Raw genomic sequence first — 21,356 nt, 5'->3', positions numbered from 1 at the left:
TAAAGCGTTCTTGGGGCGCGCGAGCTATCGAAGATGCGTCCTGCTATCTCCAGAAACGCTTGCTGTCGAGAACGTCATCGAGAGATGCTTGCGCTCGTTCGATCAGGGCGTCCTTGTCCGCATGGGAAACGACAGAATCTTTCGCCGGATGTCCGGACAGACCGTGCTTGTCCAAAACCTCCGGGCCAGTTACCAGATCGTTCAACGCGCCCAGATCGTCCTGAAGCGCTTCCATGGCCGCAAGAAATTTCTTATGCCGACGGACGCCCCGCGCGTCGTCGAAGAGTGAGGCGAAGAACTCGGCGGCGTATCTGAATCCCTTCGCATCCTTGCGAACCTCGTGTCTGTGGTCGTCGTCAAGCGTCGCCAAGGAGCCGCCGTCCTTCTTCAGCCGCTTCCGCTGCTTGTCCAGCACACGTTCTGCGAAGTCCCGAGCGCTGGGAATCGCCGCTGACGCCGTGCCGTTGCCAGGAAGGTAGTCGCCGCACTCCAGCCAATCGAACAGGTCGAGCATCAAGGTCCGAGACCGCGCAGAATTCAGAGCATCGATCGCGTCGCGGTAAACACTTTCCCGAGCCGACTTGAGCTTAAACACGAGATCAGGGTCCGTCGCTTTCGTCAGAAGGACGTCGACGTTGCGCGCCTCGCCGAGTATGACTGCTAGCCAGCGCAGCTCGTCCTTCAGCCGCAGCGGCTCGTTTCCGGGAATGATTGGCTTGAACAGCGAAAAAGCCGAACGGAGACGACGCAGCGCCACCCGCGCTTGATGAAGCGCCTCCGGGTTGCGCCGATGAAGGAGAACCTCTTCATTCAATCGGAAATGGCGGAAACACGAAAGCGAGATGGCTCGAAAGGCCATGGCGGCATCCATATTCCGGTCAAGATCGACACGCTCCGACTTGAACGCTGTCTTCTGCGCCTCGATTAGGCCGAAGCCTCGCTCTGCCTTCGACCGGACGCCGATCCTGAACCCGGCGACGGCGCCGATTTTCCTGGCGAACACGAACAAGTCGTTGGAGCTGCCGTCCTTCAGCTCGATCTCAGCTTCGAGGAAAGGAGAGAGCCGGTCCCCCGAAACAGCTTGTCCAGCATCGACGGCGACCTCGATCCGAGAGCCATTTTCTTCCACTTTCCAGAGCCGTCTTTCGCAGACCGCGTCGAAGAGAGGTACAAGCTTCAGCTCGCCACCAAACTCTGCCAAAAGCGGGCTTGTGTGGTCGAGGACGGGTTCGTCGTTTTCGACGGGGGTCTCCCATTCCGATCTCGCAAAAAGAGCACTACTGGGGCCAGTAGCCTTTACCGTTTGCGTTCTCGCGGTCTCCACCTTCCGTATGCGAAGGGTGTAGCCATTGTTCCAAAGCCTGCGATCGGCGGCATCGAAGTAACAGAGCTTTGCTGGACAACCTCAGCGGGTTCGCCCAGGAGATCGGAACCAATCAAGGCATCGAAGGCTTCATGTGACAGATCAAGTTTGATTTCGGTTTCTGACGACATGATGAACTCCTCCTGCTTGACGACGAACTTCCAACGTGGATCTGACTGTCATAGTACGGTGTTACTGCGACCTGATGAAAAATAGAAAGAAATCTAAAACGGCTATGCTCGCAAACGACAACAAGTCCCCGAGCGGCGATCTCGCCCGCGAAATTGCGCAGGCGGGCGCGATCTGTTATCGCAGGGCCGACGGCGGGCGACTTGAGGTGCTCATGGTCGGGAGCCGTCGGAACGGCAGATGGGGCGTGCCGAAAGGACATCTCGCCGCCGGCGAGAGCAGCGACCTCACCGCGAGCCGCGAGTTGTTCGAAGAAGCAGGCGTCATCGGCAGTGTCGACAAAGCGGTATTTGGCTCTTTTACCTACCGGAAGGACAGCACCCCGCATCGCTACCATGTCGCCGTTCACCTTCTCGAGGTGACGGGTATTTCGGACGACTATCCGGAGAAAACGATCCGCAAGAAGGCCTGGTTCCCGCTTGACGCTGCGGTCACCGAAGCATCTCAGCCGGGACTGAGGGCGCTGATGGTGAAACTTGCCAATTCGAGGCGTGTTCCTTCCTTTTGAAGGGTTCCCTTGCGGGCTGGCTTTCCCTTTCGACCATCAGGACGCGTCACGATGAGCCGCGACGAGCTTGCCTATGTAGGTCTGGAGCGAGATCGATCCTCGAATTGGATCCTCGGGATATTCGGGACCGTCAGCGGTGAGAGCCGTCATCCTTGCATATGAGTGAGCCGCCGGTTCGGAGAAGCCCAAGCTGCGGTATGCGTCTTCCCAGGTTTCACGCGGGATCACGTCGAGGCGAACCGCCCGGCCGAGTGCGGCAGCGAAGGCTGCGGCGACATCATTGGGGAGTTCCGTTCCGGCCCCTCTACCGGGTATAGGCCGTCCTGTTCAATCGGCGCCCGCAGGAGCCGCGCGGCCACCCTTCCCAGATCCTCCGGCGCGACCATCGGGAGCTTGAGGTCGGCAGGGAGCATGGTCGATAGCACCCCGTCCTTCATGACAGGTTCCAACATCGTATCCCAATTGCTGTAATAGTAGGCTGCGCGGATCACACTGGCAGGAATCGGCTGGTTCCTCAGGCCCACTTCCAGTTCGTAAAGGACGTTGAGATCGCCGCATTCTTTGCCCGGCTGCGCGCCCAGGGTTGATTGCGCCAAGAGCTTCTCCAGTCCGGACCCTTCGATCGCCTCCAGCAGGCAGCGCACGGTCTCGCGTTCCTCCCGATCCGTATCGCTCGAGATGTCAGCGTTCGGGTTCAGTAGGAAGGCCCGCTTTCCGCGGCGGAACACCTCACGCAGCGAGACGACGTCGTGGACGTCGGCGACGGCGACCTCCGCGCCCCGCTGTTGCCATGCGCCGGCCCTCTCACGGTCTCGCGTGACGATGGTAACGGCCTCGCCCTCATCGAGCAGTGTCTGCGCCACGGCGGAACCGACGTGGCCTGTCCCGCCAACAACGACGTACATTATCCAGTCTCCAGCAATGAGGCGCATAACGTTTCGCCCCGTTCAAAGGTTCCTTGCCGCAGCAGATGCAATTCACCGACGCGGAGCGCGCCTGGAGCGGTGCTCCCCCTGTTATGGCGCTGCTGTCGCCAGCGCGGCGGCTAGCACATTGGCCAGGCCGCGTCCGGCGCTGCCGTCGTCATCAAGGCGCGGGTTATAGATGGTGATTTCGATGCCGACCGCTTTGCCGCTCGCCAGGGCAATCCGAAGCGCGACCTCCAGCTCGTCCCACGATAATCCGCCCGGCACGCGGAAATCGACAGCCGGCATAATGGCGTCGTCCAGGCAGTCTGCGTCGAGGTGGATGAAGAAGCCATCCAGTTCCGCTCGCGTCAGGTGATCGACCGCTTGGCGCGCAGCGGCCTCGATGCCGGCCTTGCGCAGGGCGGGAAGGTCAATCGCCTTGAGCCCTTCAGGAAGCGGCTGGCTTCCGTATTCCGCCTGATCCTCGTGATCGCGATATGCGAAGGCGACAGCGTCTTGAGGCCGAACCAGAGGGCCGCGCCCTTCGATGTCGGTCAGCAGCGGCGGGCCGTAGCCGGTGACGAAGGCGAGGTCCATCGAGGCGCCCTCGCCATTGGGCTCCGCCTCGGGCTGAAAGAAATCGGCGTTGCCGTCGATGAAGAACAGGCCATAGCGGCCGCGGCGTCGAAACGCGAGCATCGAACCCAGCAAGATCGTGCAATCGCCGCCCAGCACCACCGGAAACTCGCCCGCGTCAAGCACCGCTTCCACCGCGTCGGCGAGCTTGGGCGACCACTCCGCAATTGCTCTGGCGTTCAGGGTGCCGGTTTCGGGGTCGGGCGTAGGGTCCTTCGCGGGCACAGCCAGTCGCCCGGCGCGGCGCGCGTGGATGCGCTCAGCAAGGCCGAAGTCCAGGAGTTGGTCGGGCAAGCGTTCCACACCCTCGGTCGCTAGACCCAGCGTGGAAGGGGCTTCGAGAATTGCATAGGGCAAGGTCGGCATGGGCGCCTCCGTTGGCGGCTATTTCGCGGAGTAGGTCACTGCTTCGATCTTGTGCCCGTCCGGATCGCGGACGAAGGCCCCATAATAGTTGGCGTCGTAATTCGGTCGCAGCCCCGGTGCGCCGTCGCCGCTGCCACCATGTTTCAGGGCTGCGGCATAAAATCGATCGACCATCGAACGGTCCTCGACTGCAAAGGCGATATGGGTGCCGTTGCCCACGGTCGCTGGTTTTCCGTCAATCGGAACCTGGACGCTGAAGTGAAACGTGCCGCTGCCGTAACCCAGTCCGCCCTCGTCTTCTGCCAGTGGCAGAATGCCGACGATCGGCAGGACAGCGTCATAGAAGCGCTTCGAACGCGCGACATCATTCGTCCCCACCGAGACATGGTGGATCACAGCTACCTCCGCTTGAGCGTTAACCCCATAACCGCGGCTTTCAGTCGTTGTTCCCTTGAGGCCGACTATCGCTTATCCCCGGAACGAAGTCGCTCCAGATATCCAGATGCGGAAATCGACGTCCCGCGCCATCTGGGTTACGATGCGTGGCTGAGAACGGGTGTAGGCACCTAGTCGGACTACCTAACTTAGGAGGCCAGTGTGAGCCCAACAGTGAGATTTATGGCCGCGGCCGAGGAAGATCTTGCGGTCGATACGATCTTGTTGGCGTTTGCAGGCGATCCTATGGCGCGATGGACCTGGCCCAATGCACACCAGTACCTTGCGGCCATGCCGCGAATGATCCGGGCGTTCGGGAGCAGCGCCTTCTCCAACGGAAGCGCCTTTTGCACCGACGGTTACGCCGGGACGGCGCTGTGGCTGCCGCCCGGGGTGCATTCTGACGAGGAAGGACTTGGTGCGGTGCTCGAAAGCACCGTTGCGCCCTCTCTTGCCCCCGAAACCGCGGTCATGTTCGAGCAGATGGCCACGTACCACCCGAAGGGACCACATTGGTACCTGCCGCTGATCGGTGTCGACCCGGCCCATCAAGGCGAAGGTCATGGGGACGCCTTGATGGTGTACGCACTCGCAAGGTGCGATCGCGATCACGCACCAGCCTATTTGGAATCCTCGAACCCGCGCAATATCCCGTTCTACCGGCGCTACGGTTTCGAGCCGCTCGGCGCGATCCAGGCCGGGTCATCGCCGACGCTCGTCCCGATGCTGCGACCGCCCCATTAAGCTCGGTTCGATCCGACAGCGCTTGAGCGCCTTGAAAGGAACGAACCTTTGGCACGCATTGCCATGTGAGCAAATCCCTGGGCTCTGTGAACGGGCATGAAGTGTGGCGAACGTTTCAGTGTGCGTTGCCCGGTTTCTCCTTTGCCCTCACAATGGCGTCCGCTTCCTTGCCGTATAGTTCCTCGAAGTGATCGAAGGTCTTGGAAAAATAACCAATGCCCTGCGTCGCCGAGCGCAGCGATCGCGCCAGATCTTCAAGTGCGCCGCCCGGAACGAGCGCCCGGAAGATGTCCCATCCCTTGGCGGTTTCATCACGGTCGAAGCCGAGAACCTGACCGTTGAGAGCGGCGACGATCTGGACAAGGCTGCCTGAATAGACCGACGGGATGTGGAACTCCGTGCGAAAGACCGGCTGCATCAGGACGGGCGATCCTTCGGAAAGCGCCTGTCGCACCCCCATTCTCGACGCAGTCCGGAAGGCGTGTTCCGAACTGTCGACGGCATGGTGCTGACCATCCAACAGCGTGACGCCGACATCGATGACTTCGAAGCCTGAGCGGTCCTTTCTCCATCGCTTCGCGCGCGCCCGCTTCGACGGCGGGGAAGTAATTGCGCGGAACGGCGCCGCCCTTGACGGTTTCGCCAAAGGTGAAGCCCTGGCCGCGCTCGTTGGGGTGAATGCTCAACTTCACATCCGCGAATTGCCCGGCACCGCCGGTCTGTTTGCGATGGCGGTAATGGACCTCCGATGGTTTCGCGATCGTCTCGCGGTAGATTGGGCTGGGCGTTCGGTCGGTCACCGAGATGTGAAAGACTTCCGACAGCGTTCGGCAGAGATCCCGCAGATGCACCGGACCTTGGGCGCGGACGAGTTGAGCGCCCGTGCCTTCCTCATGCAAGACTTTCAGGCCGCGATCCGTCTCGGACAGTTTCGCCAGCGTTTCGGAAAGTTTGTTTTCATCGCGCTCGCTGCCCGGAACCAGGGTCCTTTCAAGCATCGGCGTGGGTGGTTCCGTCCACTCAGGCGGGGCGACCACCGCGCCGGAGGCCAACAGCGAAGGGACGGGCAGGTGGTCGGATTTGACCGTCGCGAAGACATCTCCCGGCGCCGGCAGAACCGCCGAATTGGACCGCCCATTTGCGAGATTTTGCACGGCGCCGAGGCCGGAGCCGCCCAGTGATGCGCCTTGCCGCAGGCCCTCGCCAAGGGCGCGCACGAGCACCGTCTTGCCGACATTCTGGCGATGATAGGCATGGAAGCTCACGGCCACGAGCTTGCCTTCATCGACAGTTCCCGTTTGAGCGAGACGCTGCCTGAGAATCCCGACCGGCGGCGCCTCGTGGCGCAGCGCCTTCATCAGCCTCATCATGCCGTTGCCGTGACTTGCAGCACCGATCAAGACCGGGATAATTCTGTTTTCCCTGAGAACCCGGGATGAAATGGCATAGAGCGCGTCACTGGATGGCTCGCGGTCCTCGATCAGTTCCTCGAGAAGCCAGTCATCAAATTCGGACAGGTGTTCCAGGAGCTCGGTGCGCGCTTCGTGCTCGCGTTCGGCCGTGCTTTCGGGGATTGCGATCAGCGCCGAAGGCTGGCCTTCCCGGTAGCGCCACGCCCGCTCCGAAATCAGATCGCAACTGCCTATGATCCTGTCCCCCTTGCGGATCGGGATCTGGCGAAGCAACAGCGTGTGGCTGGCGTAGTCTTGAAGCGCGGCGATCACGTCCCTCAACCGCCCTCTCGGTTCATCCATCCGGTTGACGAAGAGGATGCAAGGCGTCCCCGAGGCCTCGATGATCCTGAGATAGGGCGCGGCGAGCACAGCCTCCTCGGGTGCCGATGAAACGCACAATATGCAGGCGTCGCTGGCAAGAAGCGCGTGCTGCGCATGCGCCAACGCTTCGTTGGGTCCTGGCGCATCCAGTGCACACCACGCCTCGTTTCCGAAGGTGAACTCTGTGAGGTTCAATCCATAAGGGGAGCTGGATTTTCTCGGCGTCCCCTCCAGCGAACCGAGCTTTTCCACGACTGTCGATTTTCCGGTCTGCGAGGGTCCAAGCACGGTAAAGCAGCGCATCGGCATTCCTCCAACTGCCAAACACAATCTTCAACCATCATAGGATGCCCTGAACCGCTGCAAGGCGCCAGAGGTGTTCGGTTTGACAGCTCTTTGACCTGGACTTGCGTTTACCGTCGTGTGTTCTGGGCGGTCCGAAGCATTATTTCTCGCCCGCTTTATGCAGTGCTCGGTGGATGGTGGAAAAGCGCGGTCATTGGGCCAAGCTACTTAACGACCATAACCGGGTGAAAACTTCCAGGATAATTGGAGTTGGTCGCCTTGAACAGATTTGAACCTTCCGCCCATTATCCCCCATCGAGGGAATGTTGATACTTCAGCGGTTTTCCGAACAGCAAATGTTTCTGATTCATGCTCATTTACTGCAGAGCCCCCGTGTTTAGGAAGGTGACTTCCAACTGCTGTTCTGCGCGTAAAGTGCGGAAATCCGCCGCGAGAAGTGGTTCACTGAATCACCACAACGCCGTTTCGAGGGATGATCTCAAAATAGGAGCTTCACAAATGTGTGCAACCTGGGTGAGAAACACTTAGGAGGTTTTATGCTACCACCCGCTACAGATCGTAAGGATTAGCAAGGTGGGAGCATGAGATGCAAGAGGCAGAGTTTAGGCGTTGGCTTCAAGATGGCGGTGCTGTCGCGGAGGACGCAATAAACACCCGCATTTACGCAGTACGCACGATCGAGCGAAACTTGAAAGAGTTGGGCTCGCCACACGACACATTGGAAGCCGCCTATCGTTTTGATCAGTTTGCACAGTTGCGGCAGCGGATCGCGGACATGCGGACCGAGGAAGCTGTCACCCGTCAAGACTACCGCATCTTGATGCCACAATCCTTGAAACCTTTGAATCGCCTTTCCAGTTGGCGCTCGTGGCTTGGCTTGTACGGGCGCTTTTTGAACGGCGAAGTTCGTGCGCCTCGCGATGCTGACCGGATCAGACAGTACGTCCTAGATCACTACATCGAGCCCGCTCGCGAGCGAGATGATCCGAGCGTCGATGTGCTCGTCAGGGACGTGAACACAGCGCTCGGATTAAAGGACGCATGGCCGAATATCAGCCAATCACTGAACGGCTCGACCTTTCAGGAATTCGCTGACGTCGCGGCTCCAGAACGGATCGGTGCAGACGCGAGTTCTGCAACGGTCTTCCGATTCCATTTCGATCGATGGGAAGAAAGGGAAACTGACAAAAGTTTCGTTCTGTTCGATCGCGAAGGCGCTGAGTTTGTCCCAACTAGAATGCGGAGCCGGGTGGATGAACGAATTGCCTTCCGCGTGAAGCCTGACGGGGCGACAAACGAGGCCAGCCACGCTGTTGCATTCGACAATCTGATTGATGTTGCCCGTGCGATGTTGATCGAACTTCTTCCAGTTAGGGTGCGTCCGATTAGCGGCGGAAACGCTAACTACCTCTCTTATGGCGTTGGCAAACTGGTGCGTTACGAGCTGGACCCTCAGATTGCCCAAGACCTGGGAGTTCCGCCGCGTGGAAACGCAAAGGAAAAGCTATCGGAGATTAGAGCGGCAGCGCCCCCAGCAGCGGACCCGACGAATCTGATCCTTTATGGGCCTCCGGGCACGGGTAAAACGCACGAAACGGCGATCGAAGCCGTGCGGCTGTGCGGGGAGCCCGTACCGTCGGATCGGATGGAGTTGATGACTACCTATCGGCGCCTGCTCGAGGCGGGACGGATAGAATTTGTGACGTTCCACCAGTCGATGTCGTACGAAGACTTCGTTGAGGGCCTGCGTCCATCAAAAGGGGCTGATGACGCTTCGATAGGTTTCGAGTTGAAGCCAGAACCTGGCGTGTTTCGTCGCATCGCACGCCGAGCTGAAACGAGCACTGGGCCTGGTGACGTGGCCTATTCGCTGGCAGGACGGCAAATTTTCAAGATGTCGATCGGCGCTGCAAACAATCCCGATGATGCTTATCTGTTCGAAGAAGCCGTTGCAGGCAGCTACACGCTGCTGGGCTACGAGGACATCGATTGGTCGGATACCAAATATGCGGATCGCAACGAGATCATCGACGCGGTACGAACCCATGGTGTTACCTCTAATGAGGATCCGACCGCAATGAGCGGTCGCGTGCAGATGCCATTCATCTTCCGCAACGGATTAAAAAGGGTGATATCATCATCGTCTCGAAAGGCAACGGCTTGTTCCGGGCTATTGGCGAGGTGACTGGTGACTACCAGTTTGCTCCTCGCGAAGGTGGCGACTATGGACATCGCCGAGCCGTGAGATGGCTGTGGATCGATCGGGCTGGCCTGCCCGTATCGGAGCTTTATGCTCGCAACTTCACAATGAAGTCGATCTATCTTCTTACGCCTTCGGAAATTAACCTTCGTGCCCTTGAGCGCTATGCGACCAGCCAACAAAACGTTGGACGTGGAGCCCCGGAGCCATTTGTCCTGATTATAGATGAGATCAACCGAGCCAACATTTCTAAGGTCTTCGGCGAGCTGATCACACTGCTGGAGCCCGACAAGCGGCTTGGCAAGTTGAACGAACTGAAGGTAAGATTGCCTTATTCCAAGGATCCATTCGGAGTTCCTTCGAACCTGCATCTTCTAGGCACGATGAACACGGCCGACAGGTCAATCGCTTTGTTGGACACGGCATTAAGAAGACGCTTCACCTTCCGAGAACTGATGCCAGACCCAACGAAGCTGGGTGTCGTAGATGGTATTGATCTTGCAGCGTTGCTCACAACGTTAAATGAGCGGATTGAGTACCTGTTCGATCGGGAGCATCAGATCGGCCACGCATATTTTATGAGTTGTACGTCCAAGGCCGAGATTGACGACGTCATGCGCAACAAGATCATCCCGCTGCTGTCAGAGTATTTTTACGATGACTGGCAGAAGGTCTCGATTGTCTTGGGCGATGCCGATAACCGAGAGGGCGATCGACAGGGCAAGTTCATGAACAGGCAGCAAATAAGGGCTCCCAAAGGAATGTCCGATGAAAACGACGATGCATCCTTACGTTATCGTTGGACTGTTCGCGGCGAGTTCTCGTATCAGGACTTTATGGCAACATGATCCGGCGCACGATCCATGAATGGGGCTCCATCTCGTATGGCAGCACGAACCGGGAAATTCCTGTCGATGCGGCCGATAGGCTTGCTGCCGTTGCTAGGGCGTCTTCTTTTGCCGGACGCAACGGTGGCCAAGTACTAGAGCACGGCAGAAAGGCGCTTCGAGCCAGAGGGATCGTGGGTGTAGTTGCCGCGAATGGTTGTTCCCTTGAGATTCTGCCGAAAATCGACGCTAAACCGCCCGACGGGAATAGCGAAATTGGAGCAGTGCGCCAACGCCTTGTTCATATGCTTGCCGTTGCTCTCGATTTGAGACTGGATGCCGGTGCCCTCACCCAGCTTCATTGGCAACGAGAATCGCTGCTTGAAATCCTGATCAACCTTTTTTGCCAGAAACTCACGAGCGCCCTGAGACAAGGCATGCCACGGCGATATCTCGAACACCATGAGGATTTGCCTTCAGTTCGCGGCAGGCTCGATCTAACGCGGCAATTCACTACCCTTGCGGGGAACCCCTCGTTCCTCGCATGCCGTTTCGACGCGCTGACGAGAGATATTGCTCTCAATCAAATAATGAAGGCCGCAGTCCGGAGCTTGGCGGCGATTTCAAGAACCTTTGCCAATCAGCAGTGTTTACGTGAGCTTGGGTTTGTCTATTCGGAGGTGACCGATCTCGAAATTTCGTCGCTGAGGTGGGACGAAGTCGTATTGGACCGCACGAACAGTCGATGGGCCGAGCTGTTAAGCCTGGCCAAGATGCTACTAGGGCAACGTTTTCAGACGACTTCGGAAGGCAAAAGCGGAGGCTATGCATTGCTTTTCGAGATGAACGCGCTCTTCGAGGAGTACATCGCTCGCATGCTCAAGCGGGCCTTACAGGATACCGCCCTTAAGGTCGTAGCGCAGGGCGGACGGCTATATTGCTTGGAAAATGAAGTCAAGAAACGACTTTTCCAAACCAGACCGGACATCCTGATCAAGCACGGGGACGATGTGGTGCAGATCATCGACACCAAGTGGAAAACTATCATCAGTGCCGCCGACGATCCGAAGCAGGACATTTCTCAAGGAGACGTCTACCAGATGATGGCATACGGGCAGCTATACAAATGCTCTCGTTTGACGCTCCTGTATCCACATCATGATGGGCTTACTCCCAGAGACGGTGCCCATTCGACCTTTGAAGTAAGTGGCGGGAATCATTCTCTCGAGGTTCGGGCAATTGACATCGGGACAGATACCGACTTGCTGGATCGCCTCAGAGCGCTTGTGTTCTCACCTAGCGCGGGAGCAGCTTAGCTAGAGTTCGCGGTGGATATGTTCTGCCCCCTCAAAGAGCCGAAGGCCGACTTGTCCGAAGGACGATCCCGCAAAAGTGTGGGTTGACCGCTCTCAATGACGAGGCAACACTCCTACCAGCAGCAAGGCAGGAGGAAAATCGATGGACGACCCAGACCGCTGGCGCAATATGGCAACCGCACCGAAGGACGGCAGCCGGATTCTGGTGACGATCCGGGCGTCCGAGCAGGGGCCGGCGGAAGTTGATCTCGCCTACTGGTCGCATGGCGATCAATTCGCGGGAGAAGGCTGGCGCGCCTCGGATTCTTCGCCGGGCCACATCATTGAATATGCCGAGCCGGAGCTGAAGTGTTGGATGCCGATGCCTTCGGCCAATCGCACCTCGATGCCCTCGCCCTGGGAAGGCGAAGACGACGAGCAGCTCGATGGGTCTGGGATTTAAAACCTCCCGCGATTGATGCCGAGTTGCATCTCCAGATGAAAGCCCCGCGGTTGTTGCCACCGCGGGGCTCCTTGATGCCCGACCAGGGAGAGGCGGTCAGGCGGCCTGGACTTTTTTCGTGGTGCGGGCCCATTCCGGCAGCCAGTCGCCATGGCTGGCGAGCAGGTCGTCGACCAGCGACCAGATCTGGTCGAGGTCGAGTTCGGCGGCCGTGTGCGGGTCCATCATCGCGGCGTGGTAGATGTGCTCGCGATTTTCCGTCATCAGCGCCTGCACCGTCAGCTCCTGCACGTTGATATTGGTGCGGATCAGCGCGGTCAGCTGCGGCGGCAGGTCGCCGATGAAGGTCGGCTGGATGCCTGAGGCGTCGACCAGGCAGGGCACTTCGGCGGCGCAATTTTCCGGCAGCGAGGTGATGCAGCCATTGTTGCGGACATTGCCGTAGATGACGGAGGGTTCGCCGGTCCAGACCGAGTTGATGATCGAGGAGGCATATTCCTTCGACGGCTGAACCTCGATCTTGTCGGCGCTGCGATAGGCCTCCGCCTGGCCCTTCCAGCGCTCGATCTGCTCGATGCAGCGCTTCGGATATTCATCGAGCGGAATGCCGAATTTCTCGATCAGGTCGTCGCGGCCCTCCTTGATGAAATAGGGGGTGTATTCGGCGAAATGCTCCGAGCTTTCGGTGACGAAATAGCCGAGCCGCGTCAGCATCTCGTAGCGCACCTTGTTCGGGCAGCGCGGGTTCCAGCCGGGTTTCGGCGCCCTGCCCTCGCGATAGGCGCGCGAAAGATCGGGATAGAGGTTGCGGTAGGAGCCGTCGGCCTGGCGATGCTCGAACTTGAGATAGAAGGCCATATGGTTGATGCCGGCGGCGCGGTAGCGGATTTCCTCGTAGGGAATGTCGAGATCGTGGGCGAGCTCCATCGCCGTGCCCTGCACCGAGTGGCAGAGGCCGACCTGGCGAATGGTCGGGTATTTCTCGGCGATCGCCCAGGTGTTGATCGCCATCGGGTTGACGTATTGCAGCATGATCGCTTGCGGGCAGACGGCGAGCATATCCTCGCAGACCTTCCAGAGATGCGGCACGGTGCGTAAGCCCCGCATGATGCCGCCGACGCCGAGCGTGTCGGCGATCGTCTGGCGCAGGCCGTATTTCTTCGGCACCTCGAAATCGGTGACGGTGCAGGGCTCATAGCCGCCGATCTGGAAGGCGACGACGACGAAATCGGCGCCTGATAGCGCCTTGCGCTGGTCGGAATAGGTCTCGGCCTTGGCCTTGACGCCAAGCGTCGAGATCAGCTTGTTGACGACGATGGCGCTTTCTTCCAGCCGCTGCGGATTGAGGTCCATCAGGGCGATCGTCGCGCCGGAAAGCGCCGGACGCTGCAGCACGTCGCCGATGATGTTCTTCATGAAGACGGTGGAGCCAGCTCCGATGAACGTGATTTTGGGATTTGCAGCCATTATAACCTCCGGCATGCGGGTCAATCATGCTACCTCGAAAGCGGCCTTGACGAGCCGTTCGGTGTAGGCGGTCTTGGGATGGGATAAAACTTCGTTGACGGGACCTTCCTCGACGATCTTGCCATGCTGCATGACGATGACGCGGTGGCAGAGCGCCCTCACAACCTTGAGATCGTGGGAGATGAAGAGGTAGCTCAAGCCCCGCTCGTCCTGCAGCTTGCGCAAGAGTTCGATGATCTGCGCCTGGACCGAGAGGTCGAGGGCCGATGTCGGCTCGTCGAGCAGGATGAATTCCGGCTCCAGCGCGATGGCGCGGGCAATGGCGATGCGCTGGCGCTGGCCGCCGGAAAATTCATGCGGGAAACGCGAGAGGATATTGCCGGGCATGCCGGCTGATATCAGCGCCTCGCGCACCCGGTCCTGCCGCTCGCCCCTGGTCGCACCCAGCCGGTTGACGACGAGGCCTTCCTCGATGATCTGGCCGATCGTCATGCGCGGGTTGAGCGATGAGAACGGGTCCTGGAACACCACCTGCATGCGGGCGCGCAACGGCCGCATCTCGGCGCGCGACAGCCCGTGGATCGGCTGGCGGTCGAAATGGATCTCGCCGGCCTGCGGCGTGTTCAGCCGCAGGATCGCCTGGCCGAAGGTCGTCTTGCCGGAGCCGGATTCGCCGACGAGGCCGAGCGTCTCGTGACGGCGCAGCGAGAGACCGAGACTGTCGACGGCGACGAGCTCACGCATCTCCGGTTTCAGGAAAGTGCCGTGGCGCATCATGAAGCCGACGCGCACACCCTTGGCGTCGAGGATGATATCCGATCCCTCCGGCAGCGGATTGGCCTGGCCGCGCGGCTCGGAGGCAAGCAGATGTTTGGTATAGGCGTGCTGCGGATTGGCAAACAGCGCTTCGGTGACATTGTGTTCGCGCACCTCGCCATGCTGCATGACATAGACATAGTCGGAGAACTGGCGCACCACCGTCAGGTCGTGGGTGATGAGGATGACCGCCATCCCCAGTTCCTTCTGCAGGTTGCGGATCAGGTTGAGGATCTGCGCCTGCACGGTGACGTCGAGCGCCGTGGTCGGCTCGTCGGCGATCAGCACGTCGGGATCGTTGGCGAGCGCCATGGCGATCATCACGCGCTGGCGCTGGCCGCCGGAAAGCTGATGCGGATATTGCTTCAGCCGCGCGGCGGGATCGGGGATCTGCACATGTTCGAGCAGTTCCAGCGCCCGCTTTTCCGCTTGCCCGCGGCTCATGCGGCGGTGCACGCGGATCGCCTCGACGATCTGGCTGCCGATCGTATAGATCGGGTTCAGCGAGCTCATCGGCTCCTGGAAGATCATCGAGATGCGGTCGCCGCGCAGCTTGCGGCGCGCCCGCTCGGAGAATTTCAGGATATTGCTGCCGTCATAGGAGACCGTCGATTTGTCGGAGACGACAGCGCGCTTCGACAAGAGCCCCATCACCGTTCTGGCAGTCACCGATTTGCCGGAGCCAGATTCGCCGACGATGGCGATGGTCTCGCCGCGATAGAGCTGGAAGGAGACGTCCTTGACGGCTTCGACCATGCCGTCCTCGACCTTGAAATTCACCGCCACGTTGCGGGCATCGATGATCGGCACATCCGAGCGGCCGTCATGATCGTGGCGGACGGGCGGGGCGAAGGAATTGACCAGGGAAAGAGCCATATCAATCACCTCAATAAGGGTCGACTGCGTCGCGCAGTCCGTCGCCGAGCGCATTGAAGGCGAAGACGGTGACGAGCACGAAGCCGACGGGAGCGAGAATCCAGGGATAGGAGCCGATGACCGAATAGGTCGCCGTATCCTGCAGCATCAGCCCCCAGGAGATCAGCGGCGGCTTGACGGCAAAGCCGAGGAAACCGAGGAAGGATTCCAGGAGCACGACGCTCGGTATGTGCAGCGTCACCGCGACGATGACGTGGCTCATGACGTTCGGGAAGATGTGCTGGATGATGATGCGCCGGTCGGTGGCGCCGACCGCCATTGCCGCCCTGACGTAATCGATGCGGGCGAGCGCTAAGGTCTTGCCGCGCACCTCGCGTGACATCTGCGCCCAGCCGAGCGCCGACATGACGAAGATGACGAAGGCGAGGAAGACATTGGTCGGCGCCGTCACCGGGATCAGCGAGGTCAAGGCGAGATAGAGCGGCAGCTGCGGGAAGGCGAGCACCAGCTCGACGAAGCGCTGCAGCCAGACATCGAAGGTGCCGCCGAAATAGCCGGAAACCATGCCGACCGTCGTGCCGATCAGGGTGACGATGAAGACGACGGTCAGCGCAATCATCAGCGAGATGCGCGAGCCGATGATGGCGCGCGACAGCACGTCGCGGCCGAACTTGTCGGTGCCGAGGAAATGCACCGGCTGGCCGTCGGTCGATCCGAAGAAGTGCCGGTTCGCCGGAATAAGGCCGAACAGCTTGTATTCGGCGCCCTTGACGAAGAAGCCGAGCAGCCTCGGATTGTCGTAATCCATGCCGACGATCGGCTGGAAGGTGACCGGGTCGAGCTCCTCGCTATCCGACAGCGCGTAGACGCGCGGCTGGAAGACGAAATTGCCGTCCTTGTCGTGGAAGCTCATCACCTGCGGCGGCGCGAAGCCGACATCGGTCGCCTTCGGATCCATCGGCGCGAAGAAATCGGCAAAGACCGCCATGAGGATCAGCAGCCCGACCAGGATGAGCCCGGCCATGCCGGTCCAGGAGCGCCTGAGCCGGCGCCAGACGAGCGCCAGATAGCTCTCGCTGCCGTGCGACGGCTTCTTGACCGCAAGTTCGGTGGTCGGGGGCGTGGCGGACGAGTCGAAAGCAAGCATCTCAGGCTCCTCCGTATTGACGGACGCGCGGGTCGAGCAAGGCGAGCAGCATGTCGGCGATGATATTGCCGACGATCAGCGTTGCCGACAGCACCATCATGAAGGTCGCGGTGACATAGACGTCGCCGATCGCCATCGAGCCGACGATCGCCGGGCCGACGGTCGGCAGCGCGAAGATGATGGCGGTTTCGATCTCGCCGGTCAGCATGTAGGGCAGCACGACGCCTTGATACATGACGAGCGGATGCAGCGCGTTCGGCACCGCATGGCGCATCACCACGGCGCCGCCGGAAAGCCCCTTGGCCTTGGCCGTCTCGACATATTGGGCGTTCAGCGTATCGAGCAGATTGCCGCGCATGACGCGCATATTGTAGGCGAGCCCGCCGAAGGTGGCGATCGCCACGACCGGCCAGACATGGCTGAGGAGATCGACGAATTTCGCCCAGGACCAGGGCGCCCCGCCATATTGCGGCGAGAAGAAGCTGCCGATCTCCGTCACGTCGAACTGGAAGACCAGGAGATAGACGATGATCAGCGCCATCAGGAAGCGCGGCACCGTCATGCCGAGAAAGGAAATTCCCGAAAGCAGGCTGTCGATCCAGCTGTACTGGCGCGTCGCCGCCCAGATGCCGAAACCGATGCCGAGCACCGAGGCGAAGATGTGGCAGACGAGCGCCAGAAGCAGGGTCCGCGGCAGGCGTTCGCCGACGACGTCTGCGACCGGCTTGTTGTAGAACATGCTGTAGCCGAAATCGCCGCGGGTGACGATGCCGCCGATCCAGTTGACGTATTGCACGACCATCGGCTTGTCGAGGCCGTGCTCGACCCGGTAGGCCTGCGCCTGCGCCTCGGCCTGAGCATAGGAGGCGCCGCCCTGGTTGATCAGCTGGGAGCGGATGTAATCGGCGTAGTCGCCGGGCGGAGCCTGGATGATCGCGAAAGTCACCACGCTCAGGATGAAGAGAACGGGGATCGCGGAGGCTATGCGCACGAGCAGGAATCGTAACATCAGACGGTTCGCTTCTCCTTGCCGCCAGTCGCTCCTCGTCAGCGCGGCCGGCTTGTTGGTCATATCAGGCCGCGCGCGGCACGCGCGGCCCGAATTTCGCTTCAGCTGGGAGGGAGCCTTTCCCGCGCGTCGCACACTCTGCGACGCGCTTTAGCTTCGTTACCAGGCGACCTCAATCAGTTGCCCGGGCCCTTGTCGCCGGGTTTGCCGGGCAGCTGCTCGGGGAACAGCTCGTATTTGCCCTGCTTGTCGGCGGCCACCCACAGGCGTTCGCGGATGACCGAGTCTTCGGCCCAGTTGAACATCATGATCGGCGTTCCCTGCGGCACATTCGAGAAGCGCTTGTTGACGATCAGCGCGCCCGGATATTCCGTCAGACCGACCGTGTTGACGTGCTCGGTCGAGATCTTCTGATACTGCTTCATCAGGTCGACACGCTCGTCATTGTTCTGGCTCGTCCTGAACTTGTTGACGACGTCAATGAGCTCCTTCTCGAACGGCATCAGGTCGACTTGGTCATCCTTGCCGGCGCGGTGATGCCAGCTGGTGCGCGGGCCGACCGGGGCAAGCTGCTCGGTATTCTGCACCACCGACGACAGTTCCGTGGTGTTGCGCTGGATCAGCCAGTCGAAGCGGCCGGCATAATGCGCATCGTCACGCTTGGCGCCGTCGAGCGCATTGATGACGATCTTCAGCCCGAGCTTTTCCATCTGGCCGACGACACCTTCGGCAAGGCTCTTGTCGGTCGTGTACTGATTGTTGATCAGCATGACGATTTCGACATCCTTGCCGCCGGCCGTGCCGGCCGGGAAGTTCACGATGCCGTTGCCGTCGGTATCCTTGAGCCCTGCCTTGGCGAGTTCGGCCTTGGCGCCGTTGAGATCGAAGGGATAGTAGACGGTGGAGGTGCGGTCGTAGAAGCTGGTGCCGGAGGAAAGCCCGCCCGGATAGATCGCCGTGAACGGCCCCTTGACCAGCGAGTCGCCGATCGCCTTGCGGTCGAGCGCCATGGTGACGGCCTTGCGGAAGTCCTCGTTGCGGTTCAGCTCGCGGATCGCCTGGCCGCGCTCATCCGGGTTGCCCCAGCCATTGGCGGAGAAGTTCATCCGCAGGTTATAGCCGATCAGGCGCGGCCCGAAAGCGAGACGGGCCGGCGCGGTCTTTTCGGCGGCCCGCTTCAGCGAGGCGACGAAGTTTTCCGGCTGCTCGAGGTTGGAGAAGTCGGCGGAGCCTGCAACGGCCTGCACGTCGCGGTCGGCCCAGGTCGAGAGCTTGTAGTGCAGCTCGTTGAGATAAGGCAGCTGGTTGCCCTTCTCGTCGACCTTCCAGTAATACGGGTTGCGACGCAGCACGATGATATCGTCGGAGCGATATTCCACCGGCACCCAGGCGCCCATCACAGGCATGTTCATATATTCCGGCGGGAAGGCGTTCTTGAACTGGTCGTAGGTGTTCTTCGAATATTTCGGATGCTGCGGTTTCAGGATATGCGACGGACCCGGGCAGAAGTTCGGATAGGCCATCGTGTAGAGATATTGTTTCGGGAAGGCCTCCTTGAAGGTCCATTCGACGGTGTAGTCGTCGATCTTCTTCAGCGTCGTGCCGACGCCGAAGGCCTCCGGCGAAGCGCCGCCGCCGAGCGGCGAGACGTTCGGGTCGATGACCTCGTCCTCCCAGTAGAACATGATGTCGTCGGCGGTGAAGGGCACGCCGTCCGACCACTTGGCGCCTTCGACCAGGTGCATGGTCAGCTTATGGCCGTCTTCGGACCACTCCCAGCTCTTGGCGAGGTTCGGCAGCGGCTCGGTGTCCTGGGCCTTCACCTGGAACAGCGGCGCGGTGCGCGTCAGGCATTCGGACAGGCCGATATCGATGCCGCCCCAGCCCTGCGTCTGGCCGGCGCCGTAGTTCCAGCCTTCCGGCCGGCCGCCGATGACATGGCGCATCGTATCGCCGTAGACGCCGGTGCCGTCGGGCATGTTGCCCGTCTTGAAGACCAGCGGCTCCTTCGGCAGCCGATCCTTGACCGGCGGCAGCTTGCCGGCGGAAACGAAATTCTTCGTGACCCAGTCCGGCTCGTGATATTCGGGCAGCGCCTTGAACTCCAGAATGGAGTTCGCGCGCGACATAGTTGATCTTGCCTTCGGCCGGAAATTCCGGCGGCACCGGCGGCACGGTCGGTTCGGAAGCATGGGCATGCAGCGCCAAGACCGAGACGCCGAGCGCCAGTCCGGCCAGAATGCCTGCTTTGCGGAAATTCATCATCGTTTCTCCCTCTTGTTCCGGAGCGCGGGGGCAGCCGGCTCCTTTCTCCTCGAACGGCGTGAAGGCGGGCCCGATGTCATGGATTTCCCTCCCGGAAACCCATGACGACCCATCCTTCACGAAAATCAGACGGCGTGTTTCAGCGCCGCCTTTTCCGCGCGCAGCTCCTCGATCGAGCGGACGTTGCGGCGTGCGGCCCCAGCCCAGTCGCGGGTCTGCACCTTCGATTTCGACAGCCGCTCCTTGGCGGCCGGCACGGCATCGGCATATTGCGGCAGCCAGCGCGCCTGGGCAACGACCATCTCGTCGACCATCTGCCAGACCTCCTCGGGTGTCGAGACGGCGCCGACCAGCGGATCGTGCAGCACCGCGAGCTTCAGAAGGTCGATGTCGCCGGAGATCGCCGCGTGCACCGACATGCGCTGGACGTTGATCGAGGCGATGCAGGTGGCCGCACAGGCTTCCGGCAAGGTGACGCCCGAAACCATGTTGATGCCGAAGCGGTCGACGAAACCGGGCGATTCGATGATCGCATCGGCCGGCAGGTTGGTGATGACGCCATTGTTCTTGACGTTGAAATGGCCGCGATAGACCCGGTTCGTCTCCAGCCCTTCCAGAATATGGCTCGCATGTTCGTTCGAGCGCTTGGCCGGATCGATCGGCTTGGAGGCGGATTCCAGGAATTGCGGGAATTCCGTCTCGAACCAGTTGCGCGTCTCGGTGGAGTGGCGGAGATAACCGCCGGTCTCGCCGTGAATCCAGTCGGACATGTCGATCCAGCGGGTGATTTCCTCCGGCCGCTTGCGATACCAGGGCAGGTATTCCGAGAGGTGGCCGTTGCTTTCGGTGGAATAGACGCCGAAACGCTTCAGCACGTCGATGCGCAATTTCTCCTGCTGCGAATAGACGGGATGCGCTTCGAAGGCGGCGATGAGCTCATCCTTGCCGATCTTGCGGCCGTTGAGGCGCAGGTCGATGAACCAGGTCTGGTGGTTGATGCCGGAGCAGACATAATCGAGTTCGCTGAGCGATTTCGCGCCGAGCACCTCGGCGATCTGTTCGGCGCCGTGCTGGACGCCGTGGCAGAGGCCGACGGTGTCGACCTTGCCGTATTCGATCGCCGCCCAGGTGTTCATCGCCATCGGATTGGCATAGTTCAGGAACTTCGCGCCCGGCTCGGCGACCTCTCTTATGTCCTTGCAGAAATCGAGAATGACGGGGATGTTGCGCTGGCCGTAGAGAATGCCGCCGGCGCAGATCGTATCGCCGACGCACTGGTCGATGCCGTATTTCAGCGGAATTCGGATATCGTCGGCATAGGCCTCGAGGCCGCCGACGCGCACGCAGCTGATGATGTAGCGCGCCCCTTCCAGCGCCTGGCGCCGGTCGGTCGTCGCCGTCACCTTGGTCGGCAGTCCGTTCGACTCGACGATGCGGTCGAGGATCGCCTTGATCATTTCGAGATTGTGTTCGCTGAGATCGGTCAGCGCGAATTCGACGTCGCGGAACTCCGGCACGCACAATATGTCGGTGAACAGCTTCTTGGTGAAACCGACGCTGCCCGCACCGATGATAGCGATTTTGAAACTCATGATCTTCACCTCGACCCAATGGAATGCTAGAGAAAAGACCGGTTATGGAGGATCAGGCCGCATGCGGCGCAAGCGGTTGAAAAAGCCGTAAAACCTGCCTGTTTTCCTCCCGGCCGCTTTGTCGGCCGTCGTCTCCTCTTCTTGTCGAGCGGGATTATGCCCGAATCCG

15 protein-coding genes and 2 pseudogenes are annotated in these 21,356 nt (G+C 60.4%); 6 read left to right on the top strand and 11 right to left on the bottom strand.

Annotated elements, in window-relative coordinates; genetic code table 11:
- Positions 1–43: 43 nt before the first annotated feature.
- Positions 44–1,324, bottom strand: coding sequence for a CHAD domain-containing protein (locus MHI61_RS05450; RefSeq protein ID WP_239789518.1), 1,281 nt, complete (start codon positions 1,322–1,324; stop codon positions 44–46).
- Between the two features lie 205 nt (positions 1,325–1,529).
- Between MHI61_RS05450 and MHI61_RS05445 the strand changes: the two genes are divergently transcribed.
- Positions 1,530–2,060, top strand: coding sequence for an NUDIX hydrolase (locus MHI61_RS05445; RefSeq protein ID WP_345774850.1), 531 nt, complete (start codon positions 1,530–1,532; stop codon positions 2,058–2,060).
- Between the two features lie 224 nt (positions 2,061–2,284).
- On the opposite strand, the gene MHI61_RS05440 is transcribed toward MHI61_RS05445, so the two are convergent.
- From MHI61_RS05440 to MHI61_RS05430, 3 genes are all read right to left on the bottom strand, one after another.
- On the bottom strand, positions 2,285–2,965 hold the full coding sequence (locus MHI61_RS05440) for an NmrA family NAD(P)-binding protein (RefSeq protein WP_345774849.1): 681 nt from the start codon (positions 2,963–2,965) through the stop codon (positions 2,285–2,287).
- A gap of 111 nt (positions 2,966–3,076) precedes the next feature.
- Positions 3,077–3,970 (bottom strand): arginase family protein, encoded by an 894-nt coding sequence (locus MHI61_RS05435; protein WP_239789517.1) that lies wholly within the window; start codon positions 3,968–3,970, stop codon positions 3,077–3,079.
- 18 nt (positions 3,971–3,988) lie between these two features.
- Positions 3,989–4,366 carry a VOC family protein gene (locus MHI61_RS05430; RefSeq protein WP_239789516.1) on the bottom strand — a complete coding sequence of 126 codons (378 nt, stop codon included), beginning with the start codon at positions 4,364–4,366 and terminating at the stop codon, positions 3,989–3,991.
- A gap of 222 nt (positions 4,367–4,588) precedes the next feature.
- Here MHI61_RS05430 and MHI61_RS05425 point away from each other — a divergent pair, with 222 nt between their 5' ends.
- Entirely contained in the window at positions 4,589–5,149 is a 561-nt protein-coding gene (locus MHI61_RS05425) for a GNAT family N-acetyltransferase (protein ID WP_239789776.1), read from the top strand.
- A 115-nt stretch (positions 5,150–5,264) separates the two neighbouring features.
- On the opposite strand, the pseudogene MHI61_RS05420 reads toward MHI61_RS05425, so the two are convergent.
- A pseudogene (locus tag MHI61_RS05420) lies at positions 5,265–7,227 on the bottom strand (elongation factor G).
- Positions 7,228–7,816: 589 nt separating this feature from the next.
- Here MHI61_RS05420 and MHI61_RS32770 point away from each other — a divergent pair.
- The 4 genes from MHI61_RS32770 to MHI61_RS05405 all read left to right on the top strand — a co-directional run bounded on the left by MHI61_RS32770 (position 7,817) and on the right by MHI61_RS05405 (position 12,015).
- On the top strand, positions 7,817–9,415 hold the full coding sequence (locus MHI61_RS32770) for a hypothetical protein (protein ID WP_345774848.1): 1,599 nt from the start codon (positions 7,817–7,819) through the stop codon (positions 9,413–9,415).
- Positions 9,391–10,278 (top strand): AAA family ATPase, encoded by an 888-nt coding sequence (locus tag MHI61_RS32765; RefSeq protein ID WP_345774847.1) that lies wholly within the window; start codon positions 9,391–9,393, stop codon positions 10,276–10,278. The genes MHI61_RS32770 and MHI61_RS32765 overlap by 25 nt, the downstream gene beginning before the upstream one ends.
- Positions 10,275–11,573 carry an McrC family protein gene (locus tag MHI61_RS05410; protein WP_239789515.1) on the top strand — a complete coding sequence of 433 codons (1,299 nt, stop codon included), beginning with the start codon at positions 10,275–10,277 and terminating at the stop codon, positions 11,571–11,573. The genes MHI61_RS32765 and MHI61_RS05410 overlap by 4 nt, the downstream gene beginning before the upstream one ends.
- A 142-nt stretch (positions 11,574–11,715) precedes the next feature.
- On the top strand, positions 11,716–12,015 hold the full coding sequence (locus tag MHI61_RS05405) for a hypothetical protein (protein ID WP_239789514.1): 300 nt from the start codon (positions 11,716–11,718) through the stop codon (positions 12,013–12,015).
- Positions 12,016–12,111: 96 nt separating this feature from the next.
- Here the strand turns inward: MHI61_RS05405 and MHI61_RS05400 are convergent, their stop codons facing one another.
- The 6 genes and pseudogenes from MHI61_RS05400 to MHI61_RS05375 all read right to left on the bottom strand — a co-directional run bounded on the left by MHI61_RS05400 (position 12,112) and on the right by MHI61_RS05375 (position 21,187).
- Positions 12,112–13,482 (bottom strand): alpha-glucosidase/alpha-galactosidase, encoded by a 1,371-nt coding sequence (locus MHI61_RS05400; protein WP_239789513.1) that lies wholly within the window; start codon positions 13,480–13,482, stop codon positions 12,112–12,114.
- Between the two features lie 24 nt (positions 13,483–13,506).
- Positions 13,507–15,174, bottom strand: a complete 1,668-nt coding sequence (locus MHI61_RS05395; RefSeq protein ID WP_222140685.1) for an ABC transporter ATP-binding protein — start codon at positions 15,172–15,174, stop codon at positions 13,507–13,509.
- Between the two features lie 10 nt (positions 15,175–15,184).
- On the bottom strand, positions 15,185–16,321 hold the full coding sequence (locus tag MHI61_RS05390; protein ID WP_239789512.1) for an ABC transporter permease: 1,137 nt from the start codon (positions 16,319–16,321) through the stop codon (positions 15,185–15,187).
- A 1-nt stretch (position 16,322) separates the two neighbouring features.
- Entirely contained in the window at positions 16,323–17,330 is a 1,008-nt protein-coding gene (locus MHI61_RS05385; protein WP_040111638.1) for an ABC transporter permease, read from the bottom strand.
- A 176-nt stretch (positions 17,331–17,506) separates the two neighbouring features.
- Positions 17,507–19,595: pseudogene (locus MHI61_RS05380) on the bottom strand (ABC transporter substrate-binding protein).
- Positions 19,596–19,720: 125 nt separating this feature from the next.
- Complete coding sequence (locus MHI61_RS05375; protein WP_239789511.1) at positions 19,721–21,187, bottom strand: alpha-glucosidase/alpha-galactosidase; 1,467 nt, start codon at positions 21,185–21,187, stop codon at positions 19,721–19,723.
- Positions 21,188–21,356 lie beyond the last annotated feature (169 nt).

It is taken from the genome of Rhizobium sp. K102 (genome assembly GCF_022385315.1).
Taxonomy (GTDB): Bacteria; Pseudomonadota; Alphaproteobacteria; order Rhizobiales; family Rhizobiaceae; genus Rhizobium; species Rhizobium croatiense.
The sequence above is the reverse complement of the archived record's forward strand: the minus strand, read 5'-3'. Positions and strand labels throughout refer to the sequence as shown.

What these genes read in the sequence shown, in the direction of transcription:
- MHI61_RS05440 (WP_345774849.1), bottom strand. Translation starts at nt 2,965, where the DNA reads ATGTACGTCGTTGTTGGCGGGACAGGCCACGTCGGTTCCGCCGTGGCG.
- MHI61_RS05435 (WP_239789517.1), bottom strand. Translation starts at nt 3,970, where the DNA reads ATGCCGACCTTGCCCTATGCAATTCTCGAAGCCCCTTCCACGCTGGGT.
- MHI61_RS05425 (WP_239789776.1), top strand. Translation starts at nt 4,589, where the DNA reads ATGGCCGCGGCCGAGGAAGATCTTGCGGTCGATACGATCTTGTTGGCG.
- MHI61_RS32770 (WP_345774848.1), top strand. Translation starts at nt 7,817, where the DNA reads ATGCAAGAGGCAGAGTTTAGGCGTTGGCTTCAAGATGGCGGTGCTGTC.
- MHI61_RS05410 (WP_239789515.1), top strand. Translation starts at nt 10,275, where the DNA reads ATGATCCGGCGCACGATCCATGAATGGGGCTCCATCTCGTATGGCAGC.
- MHI61_RS05405 (WP_239789514.1), top strand. Translation starts at nt 11,716, where the DNA reads ATGGACGACCCAGACCGCTGGCGCAATATGGCAACCGCACCGAAGGAC.
- MHI61_RS05400 (WP_239789513.1), bottom strand. Translation starts at nt 13,482, where the DNA reads ATGGCTGCAAATCCCAAAATCACGTTCATCGGAGCTGGCTCCACCGTC.
- MHI61_RS05395 (WP_222140685.1), bottom strand. Translation starts at nt 15,174, where the DNA reads ATGGCTCTTTCCCTGGTCAATTCCTTCGCCCCGCCCGTCCGCCACGAT.
- MHI61_RS05390 (WP_239789512.1), bottom strand. Translation starts at nt 16,321, where the DNA reads ATGCTTGCTTTCGACTCGTCCGCCACGCCCCCGACCACCGAACTTGCG.
- MHI61_RS05385 (WP_040111638.1), bottom strand. Translation starts at nt 17,330, where the DNA reads ATGTTACGATTCCTGCTCGTGCGCATAGCCTCCGCGATCCCCGTTCTC.
- MHI61_RS05375 (WP_239789511.1), bottom strand. Translation starts at nt 21,187, where the DNA reads ATGAGTTTCAAAATCGCTATCATCGGTGCGGGCAGCGTCGGTTTCACC.